The following is a 17,632-nucleotide window of genomic DNA, read 5'->3' on the forward strand; positions in this document are numbered from 1 at the left end:
CACCTTCTTATTTATTTTTTAATACGTATTTAGCTAAAACACTTCCCATTGGAAGTAAACGTAATTCCTCTTCGGTAAAAATATGTTGTTTCATAATGATAAACAAATAAAACAAACCGCCTATTAAAACACCAGATCCTGTTTCAACCACTTGTTTGCTTGTATCTAAACCATTAGACCATACAAAGTGATATAAACAAAATAAATAGCTTTGTAAAAGAATGACCATTGCTATGCCCGTTATAAAAATACCTCCACTCGCCTTTTTCGGAACGAGCGATACAGCTAGCTTTTTATACAGACAAAATAGATTGATTGCTGCAACAATAGCGAATCCAGCTGAGGAAGCAATGGCTGCTCCTATGGTTTGAAAATCTGGTATTAGCCAAAGATTCAATATCAGTTTAACCGTCATGCCAGCGATGACGGCTATTACAGGTGCGAAAACAGCTCCCATCCCCTGAAGCACAGCTCCAGCAGTTGCTGCTACGGTTGTAAATATAACTAACAAGCTCAAAATTTGTAAAACGTCCGTTCCGTCGGAGTTACTATATAAAAGCATATTAATGGGTTTCATCAGCGCAATCAAGCCAAAGGCTGCTCCAACTCCGACTACAAGCGATAGTCGGAGAGACAGCTGAACTTTTTCAAGCACAAATGACAAGTTCTTTTTCGCAATGGCTGAAGAAATAACGGGTACAAGTGAAAGTGAAAAAGCTGTACCTACTACTGTACCTAATTGAATCAACGGAAGTCCACGGTCATAAATACCTTTTGAAACTTTTGCTGCCTGTTCAGCCATGCCATGCGCCGTCAGACCGGAATATAATGTAAAGGAATCAATAAGCTGAATAAACAGCAGACCCATAGCGCTGATACAAATTAATAAACCTTGAATAATAAGGATTTTCACTACTTTTTTGATGTCTGCTTTTTTTATGCGTTGAAATACTCCCTTAGAATTTGTCTTTGTTCTAAAAACAAATAAACATAAAATAATAAGAGATGTTATACCGCCTGTTATGGAACCAAAAATAGCTCCTGCTCCTGCAGTATAAGGACCATACCCATGGTGGATAAAGAAAATAGATAGGCACAAAATAGTCCCTACTCGAACAATTTGTTCTGCGATTTGAGACAACGCAGTAGGAAACATATTATATAATCCTTGATAATAACCACGAATGACAGCAATAAACGGAATAAGTAAAAACGAAAATGAAATAATTTGAATGAGAAGCGTTAACTGACGATCTCCCATCCACTCGGCAATCGTTTCTGCAAAGATATATTGGAGGGAAAACATTATGCAGCCTACTACAAACAAAAAAGCAAATGAAACTTGAAGTATTCCTCGGATTTCCTTTCTCCGATTTGTTGCCACATAATCGGCTACTAACTTTGAAATAATTACAGGGAAACCGTATGTACCTAGCTGTAGCGCAATTCCATATAGCGGATAAACTTGCTGATAGATATAAAACCCTATATCTCCCGCAATATGGTGATATGGAATACGGTAAGTAGCACTTAAGATTTTCGTAAATAAACCTGCGAGCGTTAAAATAATCGCGCCGTTAAAAATAGAATAGAGCTTTGATTGTTTCTGCATTCCTACACCTTTCACCTGCAGCTTGTAATTATGTGAACAATGCTTTTTATGAGCCGCTAACTGTAGAAGAATAGCGCTTTGTTCTTATAAAACATCCTGCACTTTCCAATAAATAAAATACCGTACCATTATATCATGTTCTCTTTATTTCTAAGGTAAGACAGCATGAAAAAAGGTAGCAGAAACTGCTACCTTTTCAGTAAATAATGTAAAATAAAGATAATTACGCTTACTGCTCCATTTGACGAGATAAGAAGCTAGCTGCCGTTTCGGCTGCTTTATGCTCTACTTCACCAAGAGACTTCTCTTTTGAGAAGATGACAACAGCTCCAATCGGATCTCCATTTGCAATAATCGGACCGATTGTGTAAGAAGAAATATTTTCTTCGTATCCATCGACAAATTCAAGGTTTTTCCCATCAGTTACTAAAGAAGAACTGCGGCTTTCCATAACAGATTCTACTAAAGAACTAATGTTTTTATTTAAGTATTCTTTTTTAGAGCTTCCTGCTACCGCAATAAATACATCGCGGTCACAAATAAGTACAGGATGACCTAAGCTATCGTATAGCGCTTCGCCATACTCTTTTGCAAAATCTCCTAATTCACTAATTGGCGAATATTTCTTTAAAATAACTTCTCCATCGCGATCGACGAAAATCTCTAGCGGGTCTCCCTCTCGGATGCGAAGTGTTCTTCTAATTTCTTTTGGAATCACAACGCGACCCAAATCATCAATACGACGAACAATACCTGTTGCTTTCATTCATTGAAGCCTCTCTTTCATATGATGATTAAAATAGTTGGTGAATATCACTGATGGCTATATGATAAAAGGTTCACCTTTGTTGAGGTTAGTATTCTTCACTCTACAACTTCTATTCACCAACCATCTCTTTTTTTGTTAAAAAGTGTGCTTTTATTAAAAAAATGTCCAAAAAACCGCCAAAACATGGGGATTTGGACATTTTTATTTCGGCTATATAAAAAGAAGGCTCAAAAATGAGCCTTCTTTTTAATTCGTAACTTGTTCTTTTTTAACAGTGGCTACTCCTTTTACTAACTGATACACAATATTGAGCCATTCTTTTTGAGCAAGTCCTTTTACGTTAACCACTAATTTTACTTTCTTGCCTTCCATACCTAAGCTGACCATTCTGCCAAATTGATCACCTAGCATGAATAATTTTTGGCCGTCTATCGTTGAGCTCGCTTCTTCAGAAAGCAGAATAGAAATTTCTTGTTTTGACTGAAGAATAGATTCTACTAGGTTCTGCGTTGCATATACTTTTGTTTCAGCTACTTTAAACAAATACTCAACCTCAGCCGGATACTCCCCAAAACGATCAATCATTTCATCTTGCAATTCTTGAATATCCTCTAGCGCTTCAATTCCTCTAAAGCGCTTATACATCTCAATTTTCAAGCGGCCGTCTGTAATGTACTGATCAGGGATATACGCGTCTAAGTCCAGATTCATTTCCACATTAAATTTCACACTTTCTCCGTCAGACCCGCGTCTTTCCTCTATCGCTTCTTTAAGCATTTGTGAGTAGAGATCGAAACCGACAGAATCGATAAATCCATGCTGCTGAGCACCCAGGAGGTTTCCGGCGCCACGTATTGAAAGATCACGCATAGCAATTTTAAAACCAGAACCTAATTCGGTGAATTCTTTAATAGCTTGCAGACGCTTTTCAGCTACTTCTGTCAGTACTTTGTCTTTATGATACGTAAAGTACGCATATGCCACGCGATTTGAACGACCTACGCGTCCTCTTAATTGATACAGTTGTGATAATCCCATCTTATCAGCATTGTTGACAATGAGCGTATTTACATTTGGAATATCTACTCCTGTTTCGATAATAGTTGTACTCACAATCACGTCATATTCGCCTTCTAAAAAGCTTAAGATAACTGCTTCGAGTTCTGTTTCATTCATTTTTCCATGGGCATACGTTACCCTAGCATCAGGCACGAGCATCGAAATTTCTTCTGCTTTTCGTTCAATATCTTCTACGCGATTATATAAAAAGTAAACTTGGCCATCACGCGCTAACTCACGCTCAATCGCTTCACGAACTAGAACCGGATTATACTCCACTACATATGTTTGAACCGGAAAACGATTTTCAGGCGGCGTTTCAATAACAGACAAATCCCTTACGCCCAACATAGACATATGTAATGTTCGTGGAATAGGTGTTGCTGTAAGTGTAAGGACATCAACGTTTGCTTTCATTTGCTTGATTTTTTCCTTGTGCGTTACACCAAAACGTTGCTCTTCATCGATAACTAACAACCCTAAATCCTTATAAATCACATCTTTAGATAGTAAACGATGTGTACCAATCACTACATCTACGGTCCCGTTTTTTAGCCCTTTAATTGTTTCCTGCTGCTGTTTACGGCTGCGAAAGCGGCTCAATAGACCAATATTAATTGGGTAGTCTTGAAAACGCTCACGGATGGTTTCATAATGCTGCTGAGCTAAAATAGTGGTTGGCACTAAAATAGCCACTTGTTTTCCATCTGTCACAGCTTTAAACGCAGCACGAATGGCTACTTCTGTTTTTCCGTATCCAACGTCTCCACAAAGCAGACGATCCATTGGTCTTTCATGTTCCATATCCTTTTTAATTTCTTGTACAGAACGAAGCTGATCTTCGGTTTCTTGATAAGGGAAAGCTGTTTCAAATTCTCTCTGTAAATCGCCATCCGGGGAAAATGCATAACCTTTACTTGCTTCGCGCTCTGCATACAGTTTAATTAAGTCATCAGCGATGTCTTGAACAGAAGACTCAACTTTTCGTTTCACTTTCTTCCAGTCATTTCCGCCAAGTTTATATACTTTCGGCTCTTTCCCTTCAGAGCCTACATATTTTTGTACTTGATCAATCTGTTCAACAGGAACGTACAGCTTGTCAGAGCCTTCATATTTGATATGGATATAATCTTTATGATTACCGTTAATCTCTAACGTTTCCATTCCTAAATAACGGCCAATACCGTGGTTCACGTGAACGACATAGTCACCTACGTTTAACTCTGAATAGCTTTTAATACGCTCTGCATTGGAAAGCTTTTGACGACGCTTTGATTTCTTGATCCGCTTTTTAAACAATTCTTCCTCGGTTAAAACTGCTAATTTTTGCATCGGCAGTTCAAAGCCCATTTGTAAATCGCCTTCAATAATTTGAACAAGACCTGGCACAAGCTGACCATTTCCATCTAAAATAGATGAATCAATATCATAATCTGCTAGCACACCTTCGAGTTTTTTTACGCGCTCCTTATCTGCTCCTAAGAGGACTACCGTATAATTAGCATTTTTCCAACGTTCAATTTCACTTTTTAATAAGTTCATTTGACCGTAAAACTGCTGCATCTGCTTACATGAAATATTAATAATATTTTGCGGACTCGTATACGATACGTGCTTCAAAAATAACGATAAGTATAAAAACTGATGTTTTGCTCGCTGAATAAGAGATGGGAGCTTATGAGATAATTGAACATCTCGAACAATTTGCCCCTGTCCTAATAATTCTGTTATCCATTCAGCTTCCTCTGTTTCAAGCTGATCAGACGTCTCTTGAATTCGAGTTGTTTCATCAAAGATGACAAGGCCACCTTCTGGTAAATAATCTAGTAAACTAGCAGGCGATTCGTAAAAGAATGATAAATACTTGAACATATTTTCAAGAAGTTGACCTTGACGCAGCTGTTCAATTTCACCTTTAATATTTTCTGTTAAGGTAGCTTTTAGCGCTGCGTTTTTCACTTGCTGCAGCGTCGAAGCCAGCTGTGCTTCTAGTTCTTCAATTCCTTGGGCCACTTCATTTTGGTTCACAATGATTTCCGTAGCAGGGCCGATTGAAATTTCTTTTAACTGTTCTTGAGAGCGTTGATCCTCAATTGTAAAAGTACGAATGGAATCGATCTCGGTATCAAATAGTTCAATTCGGACAGGTAGCTCTTCTGTTAACGGATAAATATCAATGATTCCTCCGCGCACACTAAACTCACCCGGAGCTGAAACCATCGATGCCCGCTCATAACCCAACTCAACTAACCTTTTTAAATAATGATCAACGTCGATGTCAATTCCCATTTGAAACGGCAGCTGCGTTTGCTCCCATCTTGCTTTAGGAGGCAGCAGCTTTCGAATTCCTGCAAGCGGCGTTACAACTACTCCACCTGTATGTTGACTCCAATAATTGAGTACTTCAATTCGCTGAGCCTTTAATTCTGGACTTGCAATCCCCACTTCTGTAGCAACTAAATCGTTAACAGGGTATAAGAAAACGTCTTTTTCCGGTAAAAGGTGCAAAAGGTCTTCATACACTTTTTGGGCTTGATATAAATTATGAGTCACTACTAATAAGGGGTATTTTTTATCCTCATTTAAGAGTGCCATTAATACAGATCGAGCTGAACCGGAAATTCCCGTTACTAACTGTTCTTTCAAACCTTCTTCTAAACTGCTGACAACAGCTCCAATTTCTTTATTTTCTTCAAATTGCTGTCTAATCCCTCGCAAAGGAATTCCCTCCTCCCATGATATGTCTAAACTAAACAGAAAAACGCTTTGGTTTGAGACCAAAGCTTTTTATTGTATAAATGTTTCGTACTGATGATAGTCTGGATTTCGTTCTAGCGCTTCTTGACAGTCTTCACAAATAATTTTAACCACGATGTCTCCACTATTATGGTAGTGAATAAAGTCTTGTCGTTCATCTGCGGTCAGGTGATTAAAACCGAGTGCTTCTGTATTGTGAGCTGTCTTTTCTATCATACCGACTTTTGCGCCACAATGTCTACAGAAATAATGAATAGACATACAAATCCTCCCAAATCTTTTAGTGTTAGTATGGACGATTGAGAGAAATTTTATTCTGCTTAATTATAGCGATTCATTACTTCTAAGAACGTTTGACCTAAAAAGTCTTCACTCGCGTGCACAGACGTTTTCATCGCTTCTTCCATATGAACCATTTCATCTTCTGTAAAGCGCCCTAGTACATAGTCAACTACTTTCATACCGTTTTTCGGACGATCAATCCCAATACGAATTCGGTTAAACTCTTGGGTTTTTAAATGCTGAATAATTGATTTTATTCCGTTATGGCCGCCTGGACTTCCTTTTGTACGCAATCTTACTTTTCCGCACGGCAAATCTAAGTCATCGTAAATAACAAGCAAGTCTTCGACGTCTATATCAAAATAGTCCATTAACGGGCGAATACTTTCTCCTGATAAATTCATATATGTTAGAGGCTTTAATAATATGACTTTTTCTCCTCTTATTATACCTGTTCCATATATTCCGTTAAACTTTGTTTTATCTAATGAAATCATAAACTGTTCGGCAATTTTATCAATTGCCATAAATCCTATGTTATGACGAGTACGGTCATATTCTTTTCCAGGATTCCCTAAACCAACGATTAATTTCAAAATAGATACTCCTTTCCACTCTATGTAAGTTGTACATAATAGGTAAATGTCTTTAATGTTTTACATTAATATATAGTATCACTTTTATTATAATCAATTCACACAAAAAGACGTAACCTTTTGGTTACGTCTTTTTATATTATTCTTCGCTATCTTTTTCTTTTGTTGCTTCAACGTCGCCTTCAGCATCCTGAACTTCGCCGCTATCCGGCTCTTCTTCCTGTTGAGGAGGTAGTACAGAAGCAACTGTATCTTCTGCATCATGCGTAATTTCTAGCTTTTTATCTACCTTAATATCCCCTACTGTAATTGTATCGTTAATTCCCAAATCTGATACATCTACATCAATAGATGATGGGATATCTTGCGGCAAGCCTTTTAATGAAATTTCATATAGAGACTGCTGTAATACGCCGCCTTCTTTTGTTCCTTTTGCTTCTCCTACTAGAGATAAAGAAACTTCAGTATCAATTTCTTTCTTCATGTCGACCACTTGGAAATCGGCGTGGACAATTTCGTTTTTTAATGGATCGGTTTGAATATCATGTAACATTACGGAATATTTTTGCTTGTCCACTTGTAATGTTAACACTCCATTGCGTCCTGCTTCACGAATAGTCTTAATAAAATCAGCACTGTTTAAGTAAATAGGCGTGGATTCTGTTTTATTTCCGTAAACAACCGCTGGGAAGTTTCCTTCGTCGCGAATTTTTCTATTTGTAGAATTTTTGAAATCCGTTCTTTTATTTGCTTGAATTGAAATACTCATTTTATTCACCTTCCAGTATGTTTTCTACTTAAAATGTACCCTTTTTAGAAGGCTGCTAAACATAAAACTCGTTTCAATCAGCAATATATCTTTGCTCATCCCGTCCAAATCCCTTTAAAACCAAGGATTAGCCCATTTAATTTTTTTCAAAAAAACCTCTTTCCAAATGGAAAGAGGTTCTGTTTATCAATCAAATAACGTACTAACTGATTGCTCTTCGTGAACACGAATAATCGCTTCACCAATTAACGGAGCTACTGAAAGTTCTGTTACTTTACCAATTTTCTTATCTTCTGTTAAAGCAATAGAGTTTGTTACAGCTAGCTCTTTGATTGTAGAGTTTTGAATACGCTCAATCGCAGGGCCTGAAAGAACTGGGTGTGTACAACAAGCATATACTTCTTTTGCACCTGCTTCAATTAATGCACTTGCACCAATTGTAATTGTACCAGCTGTATCAATCATGTCATCAATCAAGATTGCTGTTTTCCCTTCCACTTGTCCAACAATGTTCATAACTTCTGCTACGTTTGGACGTGGGCGACGTTTGTCAATGATAGCGATCGGCGCTTTTAGACGTTCCGCTAAACGGCGAGCACGCGTTACGCCACCGTGGTCCGGAGATACAACAACAACGTCATCAAGGTTTTTACTCTTGAAGTATTCACCTAAAATTGGAACACCTACTAAATGGTCAATTGGAATATCGAAGAAACCTTGAATTTGAGGAGCATGTAAATCTAATGTGATAATACGAGTAGCTCCCGCTTTTTCAATGATATTTGCTGCTAATTTGGCAGTGATTGGTTCACGTGCACGAGCTTTACGATCCTGACGAGCATAGCCATAGTAAGGCATAACGATGTTAATTGTTTTAGCTGATGCACGTTTTAATGCATCAATCATAATTAATAATTCCATTAAGTGTTCGTTAACTGGAGCACTTGTTGATTGAATGATAAATACATCACAACCACGGATACTTTCTTCAATGTTAATTTGAATTTCACCGTCACTGAAACGATCAACCGAACATTTACCTAATTCCACACCAATTACTTTTGCGATCTCTTCAGCTAAAGCCTTGTTTGAATTTAGCGTAAATAACTTTAAATTTTCATCAGCATATACATTTGACATTTTATTGTGAAACCTCCGTCAGGATTTTTTATTAATATCAAGCTTTTCAGCATAGTTTTCTTTATTTACTTGTTTCGCACGAGCAATTGATAATGCTTTTCCTGGCACATTATCCGTTACGGTTGAACCAGCTGCAACATAGGCGCCTTCACCAATTGTTACAGGTGCAATTAAGTTTGAGTTACATCCTACGAATGCCCCATCTTCAATCTTTGTTAAAAATTTATTTTTCCCATCGTAGTTAACTGTAATAGATCCGCACCCTAAGTTTACACCTTTTCCGACCTCTGCGTCTCCAATATAACTTAAATGAGAAGCTTTGCTACCTTTGCCAAAAGATGCTTTTTTAATTTCTACAAAGTTTCCTACGCGCACTTCATCTCCAATTAATGATTGAGGACGAATATGTGCAAATGGGCCAATTGTGACTTCGTGACCAATTTCACTATCGTGAGCAACAGAATGGCGAATAGAAGTATTATTACCTATTTTGCAGTCTTTAATTTCACTGTTAGGTCCTACTTCACAGTTCTCTCCAATTACAACTGTTCCTTGAATAACCGTACCAGGATAAATAACCGTATCTCTGCCAATGACAGCATCTGCTGAAATGTACGTGTTAGAAGGATCCACAATCGTCACTCCATTTAACATATGCTGCTTGTTGATACGCTTTTTCATTGTTTCTTCTGCTTGAGACAGAGCAAATCGATCATTAACGCCCAATGTTTCAGCAAAATCGGATGTTTGATATGCAGAAATAATTTGACCTTCATTTTTTAGAATTTCGATAACATCAGGTAAATAGTACTCTCCCTGTACATTATCATTTGAAACTTTTGAAAGTGTCTCAAATAATTTCTCATTATCAAAACAGTACGTACCAGTATTAATTTCCTGTACAAGACGCTCTTGTTCTGTGGCATCTTTATGCTCAACAATCTTTTCAACAGAGCCTTGTTCATTTCGAATGATGCGTCCATATCCTGTTGGATCTTCTGCATGAGCCGTTAAAATAGTTGCCATTGCATTTGTTGCTTCATGATGCTTTAATAAAGATTCAATTGTTTCAGCTGTAATAAGCGGAGTATCTCCACATACAACAATTGTCGTACCTTTTTCATGTGCAAGTAAAGATTCTGCTTGCATTACTGCATGAGCTGTTCCTAACTGCTCTTCTTGTAAAGCAAATAAGCTTTTATCTCCAACATGTGATTTCACTTTTTCGGCACCGTGACCTACAACTGTAATTAAATTTGTTAAATCTAAGCGTGATAACTGATCAATTACGTGTTGCACCATCGGTTTGCCACACACAGGGTGTAACACTTTATATAAAGATGACTTCATACGTGTACCCTGACCAGCTGCCAATATGACTGCATATCTTTTTGACATAACAGGCCTCCAATTTTACCTTTTTATCCATTAAGAATATTATATCAAAAATGACAGCATTTCAAGGAATCATTTATAAGTCATGAATTTTATTTTTTGGTAATGCTAAAGTTTTACAAAGGTGTGAAATTATATAAGCGGTAATCAAAAAGAAAAGAGCCTACTTTTCAGTAGACTCTTAATGTATCATATGTTTACGAAGCACCCGCTTCTTCGAATTCAACTTCTACCTCACCTAAACGATGATATTCTGCTAAAACAGCATCTTGAATCTTTCCGCGAGTATTTGAATTGATTGGATGTGCAATATCACGGAACTCACCATCCGGTGTACGTTTACTTGGCATGGCTACAAATAAGCCATTATTACCATCAATCACACGAATATCATGAACAACAAATTCACCATCTAATGTGATTGAAGCAATCGCTCTCATACGTCCTTCAGTGTTCACGCGGCGTAATCTTACGTCAGTTACTTCCATCTTGTTCACCACCTTTTTCTATGCGAAGCTTTACATACTTAATTCCACAGAATTTTGTGTTTTCCTGCTATTCAGAAAAAATTTTTAGAAAATTTTCGCAAAAAAAGTGAACAATTGGAAGTTACTTGCTTTTTGTTAGAAATTTGTTAATTTAATTACCCTTTAACAAGCGCAATAACTTCAATTTCAACAAGTACATCTTTAGGTAGTCTCGCTACTTCTACACACGAACGTGCTGGCTTATGGTCGCCGAAGTAGTCACCATAGACTTCATTTAATGCTGCGAAGTCGTTCATATCTTTAATGAACACGGTTGCCTTTACAACTGTATTTAGAGAAGCTCCTGCTTCTTCAAGAACTGCTTTTAGATTTTCAAATACTTGAGTAGCTTGTACTTGAACATCGCCTTCGACCAACGTACCATCTGGACGAAGTGGAATTTGACCTGAACTGTAAAACAAGTTATTCACAACAATTCCCTGTGAATATGGACCAATAGCTTGCGGTGCATTTTTTGTTTGAACCTGTAACATATGTTCCTCTCCCTTACTTGATCAAATATATTTTAAGTAATTGCCTTCCTGTACACGAATTTGTTTATCTTTAATATTTACATCTGTTAATTGTACAAGAGACACATACTCATCCACTAAACGTTCTTCAATATCTTCTGATTCTACTAAAACTCCAATACCAGCAACAGTTGCATCAAACTCTTCAAGCAAACTAACCATTCCATTTACCGTACCGCCGGCTTTCATGAAGTCATCAATGATGAGTACATTTGACCCCACCGCTAAACTTCTCTTAGCTAACAGCATCGTTTGAATGCGCTTAGATGAACCTGACACGTAGTTAATACTAACGGTCGATCCTTCAGTTACTTTACTGTCTCTGCGCACAATAACAACGGGCACGTCTAAATACTGAGCAACCGCATACGCAATAGGAATACCTTTTGTTGCTACAGTCATCACAACATCGATTTTGCGGTTAGCAAAAAGCGATGCATACAAGCGACCGATTTTATTCACAACGCGGGGGTTCCCTAAAATATCAGTTAAATATAAATATCCACCTGGCAATAAACGCTCAGGTTTTTCAATCAACCCACATAATTCTTGAACAAGCTGACCGGCTTCTTCATTCGTCATCTTTGGAATGAATTTAACTCCGCCGGCAGCCCCTGGTAGCGTAACCAAAGTTCCGATACCCTGCTGTTCAAAAGTTTGTTTAATAATCGCCATATCTTCGCTAATAGATGATTTTGCGGAATCATATTTATCTGCAAAATACGTAAGAGGGATAAGGCGCTGAGGGTTTTGAATGAAATAGTTGGTCATATCAATTAATCGTCCACTACGTCGAAACTTCATAACATCCTCCTGAAAATCCGAATATTGTAATGTAAATATAACATTAACATACGGATTTATTCAAGCGTTATTCGTTCACCTAGTAACCTAACTGCATAAACTTTATCACAAAAGCCACGTAATCCATTATAAATGCGATGCATACGTGAATCATGCTGTACAAGTCCAAATACAGTTGGCCCACTGCCACTCATGAGTACAGCATCGGCGCCAAAACGCTTTATTTGTTCTTTAATGAGAGCTACTTCCGGATGCATTTTCAGCGTTACTGCTTCCAATACATTTCCGACAAGGCTACACATTTGATCATAATTTCCTGAATGTATGGCGTGAACCATCTCATCTACTTTAGGATGATCCATTTCCTCAATTTTTAAGTTTCGATATACATCTGCTGTAGAAACACCTATTTCAGGCTTAGCCAAAATCACCCAGCAGCTTGGAGGTGCCTCAATATGCTCTACAATCTCTCCGCGCCCTGTAGCAAGAGCTGTCCCTCCGTACACGCAAAAAGATACGTCAGAGCCAATCTCAGCCCCTATTTCTGCAAGTGTGTCTAATGATAACCCTAATTCCCATAACGTATTTAAACCGCGTAATGTAGCAGCCGCGTCACTGCTGCCTCCAGCTAATCCAGCAGCTACTGGAATATGTTTATCAATTAATATATTTACACCTTTTGAAATGTTATAACGCCGCTTCAAAATCTGCGCTGCCTGATAAGCAAGATTTCGCTGGTCATCTGGAACAAAGCGATTATGAGAATAAATAACAATTCGTCCATCTTCACGATCAGAAAGTTCAATTCTGTCCGCTAAATCAATTGTTGTCATAATCATCTTAACTTCATGGTAACCATCTGGGCGTTTATGTAACACATCAAGTGACAAATTTATTTTAGCCGGTGCTTTCACCATTAATTTCAACTTACTTCACCTACTTCATCTTATCGAGTTTAACGCTATTTTATCATAAAATGAACAAGATATAGCTGTTCATTTAAACATCTTTGTTTAATCCTCTGTTTTATCTTTCATTTTGGGACAAAAAAACCGAAGCGGTTATACACTTCGGTTTTCCTCATTTCACTTTAAATAATCGCATAAGCATTGATTTTCACTATTGCCTTAGCTGCTGCTGTGCAAGCTCCACTGCTCGCTTCACCATATTGCCTGCGTCTTTTGCCCGAATAGCGCCCCAACCTTCTGCTTGTACAGTATCGTAAAAACCAAGTTCTTTAGCCAGTTCTTCTTTCAGCTTCGATGACATAATCCCTCTACGCCTTGACATTGCACATGGCTCCTTTACGTATAAAATGAAATTTCAACCTGAATCTCCTCGCTCTTTATACATGAAAATGCGAGGACGATATGTATAGTATATATAAAAAATAATGTATATATAATTTGAAAAAAAGACCAATAAAAAAGCAGTAAACCAATGTCCACTGCTCATCACCACTTGCTATATTGCCTATGTCATTCTTAGAAAAATTTTAGTTGCACTGTTTCCGTTAACACATCTGCGTAACTATACGAAACGCGCTCCAAAGAGTTTTCCTCTTGATCTAATTCAACGATAAAAACAGATGGGTACGTTTCTGTTAATACACCTGAACGTTCTACTGTTTTTCTACGACCACCGTTTGCTTTTAAAGTTAATCGTTGGCCTAGGTGCAAATCCAGCGCTTGCTTAATATCAGACAAAGTTTTCGCCATATTGGTCCACCTCACTATGTATAGTGTAACACATGTTAGAAAAATAGTCAAAAACATAAAATTATAACAATCTATCTCTAATTGTGTCAATAAATAATTTTCAACATGAATCTACATTTCGCTGTTAGTATGCTCGTTTTTTAACGAAATATGTATATCTTTAGCAAATATTGAAAATGATTTTGTGAAATTCAGCGTATACTTTGGCTTCATACGAAAAAACAACTGGTTGCACATCATGCGTGTACATGCTGTAACCAGTTGTTTTTATTTCTACTCATCGCTTTCATAAGGCATGCCCGTGCGAAGCAGCCCTTTTGTTTCTACTCCTCCTAAACCTTTAGCACCCGTTAATGTATTACGTAAGACGTCCCATACATTAATACGATCCGTGAAAGGAGTAAAACTTAGTTTTGCTACTACATACACGGGGTCAAGCGCATGAATATTTACACGCGAAGGTGAACTAGCAAAGTTTGCTCCAGCTTGAATCAATAATTCAAAATGCGATTGACAGGCACCTGCAAAAATCACCAGCTGATCTAAATTACCAACTCTTTTTCTTGCTTCTTGGACTGTTCGAATATAGTGCTTGGAATGTCTATAAGCAAGAAGATCATCCTTATTTCCTTTTCCTTTGGAATAAGCATCATGCCCTGTCAGCACCAGAATATCAGGCCTTACATCCTCAATTAACTTTCCAACTTTCTCCGGCATCTCTGACTCTACGCAATGAACACCATAAACAGGAACACCAATTTTTTCATAAACCAACAAACATTTACGTAAATAATTAGGGTCTCCGTCTACGTGCAGGACCTTTCCAGGAATTTGAAACAAGCGATGTGAATGGCTGTATCCATTAGTCATACTATATTCAGTTTTCTCTCGAACGAGCCGATAATCCTGTTGAATAAGCTCCAAGGATCTTTCTAAAAGTTCTTCTTCTTGTTTTTTTCTTTGATCCTGTTCTTTAGCATCCACAACCTCTAAATCTGTACAAGGAGCGTCGGCAATCAACCGAACGTCTTCTCCTATTAAAGTCGCATATTTCCCCGCTTCGCTGTCATTAATAGCTATAACACGAAAAAGCAAATCTCTTTGATAAGAAGGTCGTGTAACTATATCACCAATTTTGATGTTCATATGCTTCACTCCGTCTTTGCTACTTCAAAAATAAATTCTCTTCATAGCCTATGACTTCATGATAAAAATGTGATGATTTAGCGAAATGATTTTAAAAGTTGGTCACTTAACGCTCCGAATTCTTGAATAGACAGCGTTTCGCCTCTTCTTTTCGGATCAATTTCAGCAGTTGCAAGTGCTTGCTCAATGTCCGCTTTTTTCTGTTTCCCATTTGGCAAGTTGTTCACTAGATTGTTTAAAATGGTTTTTCGGCGCTGTCCAAAACTTGCTCGTACAACTTGGAAGAAGAATGCTTCATCTTGTACTTCTACCGCTGGCTTCGGTCTTCTCAGCAGCCGAATAACAGCTGAATCTACATTAGGCTGCGGATTAAATACTGTTTTAGGCACAATCATAACCGTCTCAGCCTCTGTATAGTATTGAATCGCAATAGAAAGTGAACCGTACTCCTTTGTTCCCGGTTTAGCTGCTATACGGTCGGCAACTTCTTTTTGAAGCATAACAACGATTCCCCGTACCGGAATTTGCTCTTCTAATAATTTCATCAAAATGGGTGTCGTCACGTAATACGGTAAATTCGCAACGACCATTAAATCTTCTATGTTTTCGAATTCTTGTTCGAGCGTCTCTTTTAAATCCGCTTTTAACACATCTTGATGAATAACTTTTGCATTTGGGTAAGGAGAAAGAGTGTCGGCTAAAATCGGAAGCAGACGCTGGTCGATTTCAAATGCCAGTACTTTTTTTGCGCGCTTTGCTAGCTGTTCAGTTAACGCTCCGATACCGGGTCCAATTTCAATTGCTCCCGTTTCTTCTGTTATTTCTGCATGATCAACAATGCGATGTAAAATGTTCGTATCAATTAAAAAATTTTGTCCCAAACTCTTTTTAAATGTAAAACCGTATTTCTTTAAAATTTCCTTGGTTCGATTAGGCGTTGCAATATCTTTTAACACGATTCCTTTTCCTCCTTATTTATCTGCTCAACAGCTTTGATAAACTCCTCTTTTGAAATTTGGAACATCTGTAATCGTTTATGAAGCTGCTTTCCATTGGCATAGCCTATTTTTAATAACTTTCCTATTCTTTCACGTCGAGACTTGGCTTTACTATCTCCTACCAAACGAGCTACGATTAAATCCTCTTGAGAAATCTCCATATCTGCTTCTACCCACTCTTGCTTTACATCTTTTAGTGCTTTTTGAATAGACGCAATAGAAGCATGTTCAACTCCAATACCTTTGCCGTTTTTAGGGCGAGCCTCTTCTTTATCTAAAAATGCATGTTTACATCCTGGAACACGTTCTGAAACAATATTTCGAATTCGCTGTCCTGGATAATCTGGATCTGTAAAAATAATTACGCCTCTTGTTTTTTGAGCTAATTTTACTTTTTCAATGGTTTCTTCATTTACAGCTGATCCATTTGTCTCGATAGTATCCGCATCCACTGCACGTTTAATCGCTACGGTATCGTCCCGACCTTCTACTACAATAATTTCTTTAATCTTCATTTCTTCCTCCAAAACATTCAGTTTTGTTCATTTGCTTTTCAGTAAAAATGAAATGCTCGTTACTCACATCATTTTTCTTCTATGAAATCAACGTTTTATCTTATTATCAACTAAATTAAAAAGCATCTATCTGTTATTTTAACTGAAAAAGGCAGAGGATAACATTCTCCTCTGCGCCTATCTTTACTTTAACACGAAAATGATTGTTATATGAGAAAAAGTTTTAATCATTAATGCCAAATAGCTTTTTAGCGTTAGCTGTTGTAATATCAGCCAACTCTTCATACGTTATGCCTTTTAACTCTGCAATTTGCTCCGCTACGTATGACACATAACCAGGTTCATTGCGCTTGCCGCGGAATGGATGAGGAGTTAGATAAGGACAGTCTGTTTCAATTAATAGTTTATCTAAAGGAAGTTCTGCAGCAACTTCTTTTGGTTTTTTTGCATTTTTAAAAGTAACAGGTCCACCAAAAGAAATATACATATTCATATCCATACACTGCTTCGCTACTTCAATACTGCCCGTGAAGCAATGCATAATCCCGCCTACTTCCTCTACGTGCTCTTCTTTTAAAATGGTTACCACGTCTTCGGTGGCATCACGATTATGAATAATGATAGGTAAATTCACTTTGCGCGCTAAGCGAATTTGACGGCGAAATACGTCCTTTTGAACCTCTTTAGGTGATTTATCCCAATGATAGTCTAATCCCATCTCTCCTAAAGCCACAACTTTCGGATGCTGAGCTAACTCTTCAATCCAAGCTAAATGCTCATCCGTCATATCAATTGCATCTACTGGATGCCAGCCTACACTAGCATAGATAAAGTCGTACGTTTCAGCTATTTGAATAGCTTTTTTAATGGTAGGTTCATCAAATCCAACAACCACCATGTTTTGAACACCTTTTTCTAACGCGCGATTAATTACTTCTTGCAAATCGTCTTCATACTGTTCTGCGTTTAAATGAACATGTGTATCAAATAACATCTAATCGATCCTTTCCAT

18 protein-coding genes are annotated in these 17,632 nt (G+C 37.6%); all 18 read right to left on the reverse strand.

Annotation, left to right across the window (positions count from 1 at the left end; translation table 11 throughout):
* Window positions 1-7 precede the first annotated feature (7 nt).
* Window positions 8-1,612, reverse strand: coding sequence for a putative polysaccharide biosynthesis protein (locus AC1VNJ_RS24425; protein WP_482641456.1), 1,605 nt, complete (start codon window positions 1,610-1,612; stop codon window positions 8-10).
* Window positions 1,613-1,841: 229 nt separating this feature from the next.
* Window positions 1,842-2,378, reverse strand: coding sequence for a stage V sporulation protein T (gene spoVT, locus AC1VNJ_RS24430; protein ID WP_028412643.1), 537 nt, complete (start codon window positions 2,376-2,378; stop codon window positions 1,842-1,844).
* A gap of 249 nt (window positions 2,379-2,627) precedes the next feature.
* Window positions 2,628-6,158, reverse strand: a complete 3,531-nt coding sequence (gene mfd / locus AC1VNJ_RS24435; RefSeq protein ID WP_048021886.1) for a transcription-repair coupling factor — start codon at window positions 6,156-6,158, stop codon at window positions 2,628-2,630.
* Between the two features lie 69 nt (window positions 6,159-6,227).
* Entirely contained in the window at window positions 6,228-6,458 is a 231-nt protein-coding gene (gene fin, locus AC1VNJ_RS24440; RefSeq protein WP_482641457.1) for an anti-sigma-F factor Fin, read from the reverse strand.
* 59 nt (window positions 6,459-6,517) lie between these two features.
* Window positions 6,518-7,075, reverse strand: coding sequence for an aminoacyl-tRNA hydrolase (gene pth / locus AC1VNJ_RS24445; RefSeq protein WP_028412641.1), 558 nt, complete (start codon window positions 7,073-7,075; stop codon window positions 6,518-6,520).
* 139 nt (window positions 7,076-7,214) lie between these two features.
* A complete protein-coding gene (locus AC1VNJ_RS24450; protein WP_028412640.1) occupies window positions 7,215-7,844 on the reverse strand; it encodes a 50S ribosomal protein L25/general stress protein Ctc in 630 nt (209 codons plus the stop codon).
* 186 nt (window positions 7,845-8,030) lie between these two features.
* Entirely contained in the window at window positions 8,031-8,984 is a 954-nt protein-coding gene (locus AC1VNJ_RS24455) for a ribose-phosphate diphosphokinase (protein WP_014462059.1), read from the reverse strand.
* Between the two features lie 18 nt (window positions 8,985-9,002).
* Window positions 9,003-10,382 carry a bifunctional UDP-N-acetylglucosamine diphosphorylase/glucosamine-1-phosphate N-acetyltransferase GlmU gene (gene glmU, locus AC1VNJ_RS24460; protein ID WP_028412639.1) on the reverse strand — a complete coding sequence of 460 codons (1,380 nt, stop codon included), beginning with the start codon at window positions 10,380-10,382 and terminating at the stop codon, window positions 9,003-9,005.
* Between the two features lie 194 nt (window positions 10,383-10,576).
* On the reverse strand, window positions 10,577-10,867 hold the full coding sequence (gene spoVG, locus AC1VNJ_RS24465; protein WP_013054864.1) for a septation regulator SpoVG: 291 nt from the start codon (window positions 10,865-10,867) through the stop codon (window positions 10,577-10,579).
* A 155-nt stretch (window positions 10,868-11,022) separates the two neighbouring features.
* Window positions 11,023-11,400 carry a RidA family protein gene (locus tag AC1VNJ_RS24470; RefSeq protein WP_013054863.1) on the reverse strand — a complete coding sequence of 126 codons (378 nt, stop codon included), beginning with the start codon at window positions 11,398-11,400 and terminating at the stop codon, window positions 11,023-11,025.
* Window positions 11,401-11,421: 21 nt separating this feature from the next.
* Complete coding sequence (gene purR / locus AC1VNJ_RS24475; RefSeq protein ID WP_013054862.1) at window positions 11,422-12,243, reverse strand: pur operon repressor; 822 nt, start codon at window positions 12,241-12,243, stop codon at window positions 11,422-11,424.
* A gap of 56 nt (window positions 12,244-12,299) precedes the next feature.
* The gene (ispE, locus tag AC1VNJ_RS24480; RefSeq protein ID WP_482641458.1) at window positions 12,300-13,169 is read right to left on the reverse strand and encodes a 4-(cytidine 5'-diphospho)-2-C-methyl-D-erythritol kinase; all 870 of its coding nucleotides are present in this window, start codon (window positions 13,167-13,169) and stop codon (window positions 12,300-12,302) included.
* 193 nt (window positions 13,170-13,362) lie between these two features.
* Window positions 13,363-13,533: a small, acid-soluble spore protein, alpha/beta type gene (locus tag AC1VNJ_RS24485; protein WP_016762700.1), complete on the reverse strand. Its 171-nt coding sequence runs from the start codon at window positions 13,531-13,533 to the stop codon at window positions 13,363-13,365.
* A gap of 194 nt (window positions 13,534-13,727) precedes the next feature.
* A complete protein-coding gene (gene veg, locus AC1VNJ_RS24490) occupies window positions 13,728-13,961 on the reverse strand; it encodes a biofilm formation stimulator Veg (protein ID WP_013054859.1) in 234 nt (77 codons plus the stop codon).
* A 273-nt stretch (window positions 13,962-14,234) separates the two neighbouring features.
* Window positions 14,235-15,107, reverse strand: a complete 873-nt coding sequence (gene yabG / locus AC1VNJ_RS24495; RefSeq protein ID WP_028412638.1) for a sporulation peptidase YabG — start codon at window positions 15,105-15,107, stop codon at window positions 14,235-14,237.
* 77 nt (window positions 15,108-15,184) lie between these two features.
* Window positions 15,185-16,063 (reverse strand): 16S rRNA (adenine(1518)-N(6)/adenine(1519)-N(6))-dimethyltransferase RsmA, encoded by an 879-nt coding sequence (gene rsmA / locus AC1VNJ_RS24500; protein WP_028412637.1) that lies wholly within the window; start codon window positions 16,061-16,063, stop codon window positions 15,185-15,187.
* Window positions 16,057-16,620, reverse strand: a complete 564-nt coding sequence (rnmV, locus tag AC1VNJ_RS24505) for a ribonuclease M5 (protein WP_028412636.1) — start codon at window positions 16,618-16,620, stop codon at window positions 16,057-16,059. Before rnmV ends, rsmA begins: the two co-directional genes overlap by 7 nt.
* Before the next feature lie 223 nt (window positions 16,621-16,843).
* The gene (locus tag AC1VNJ_RS24510) at window positions 16,844-17,614 is read right to left on the reverse strand and encodes a TatD family hydrolase (protein WP_028412635.1); all 771 of its coding nucleotides are present in this window, start codon (window positions 17,612-17,614) and stop codon (window positions 16,844-16,846) included.
* Window positions 17,615-17,632 lie beyond the last annotated feature (18 nt).

This window comes from Priestia sp. 3CA3 (assembly GCF_056836725.1).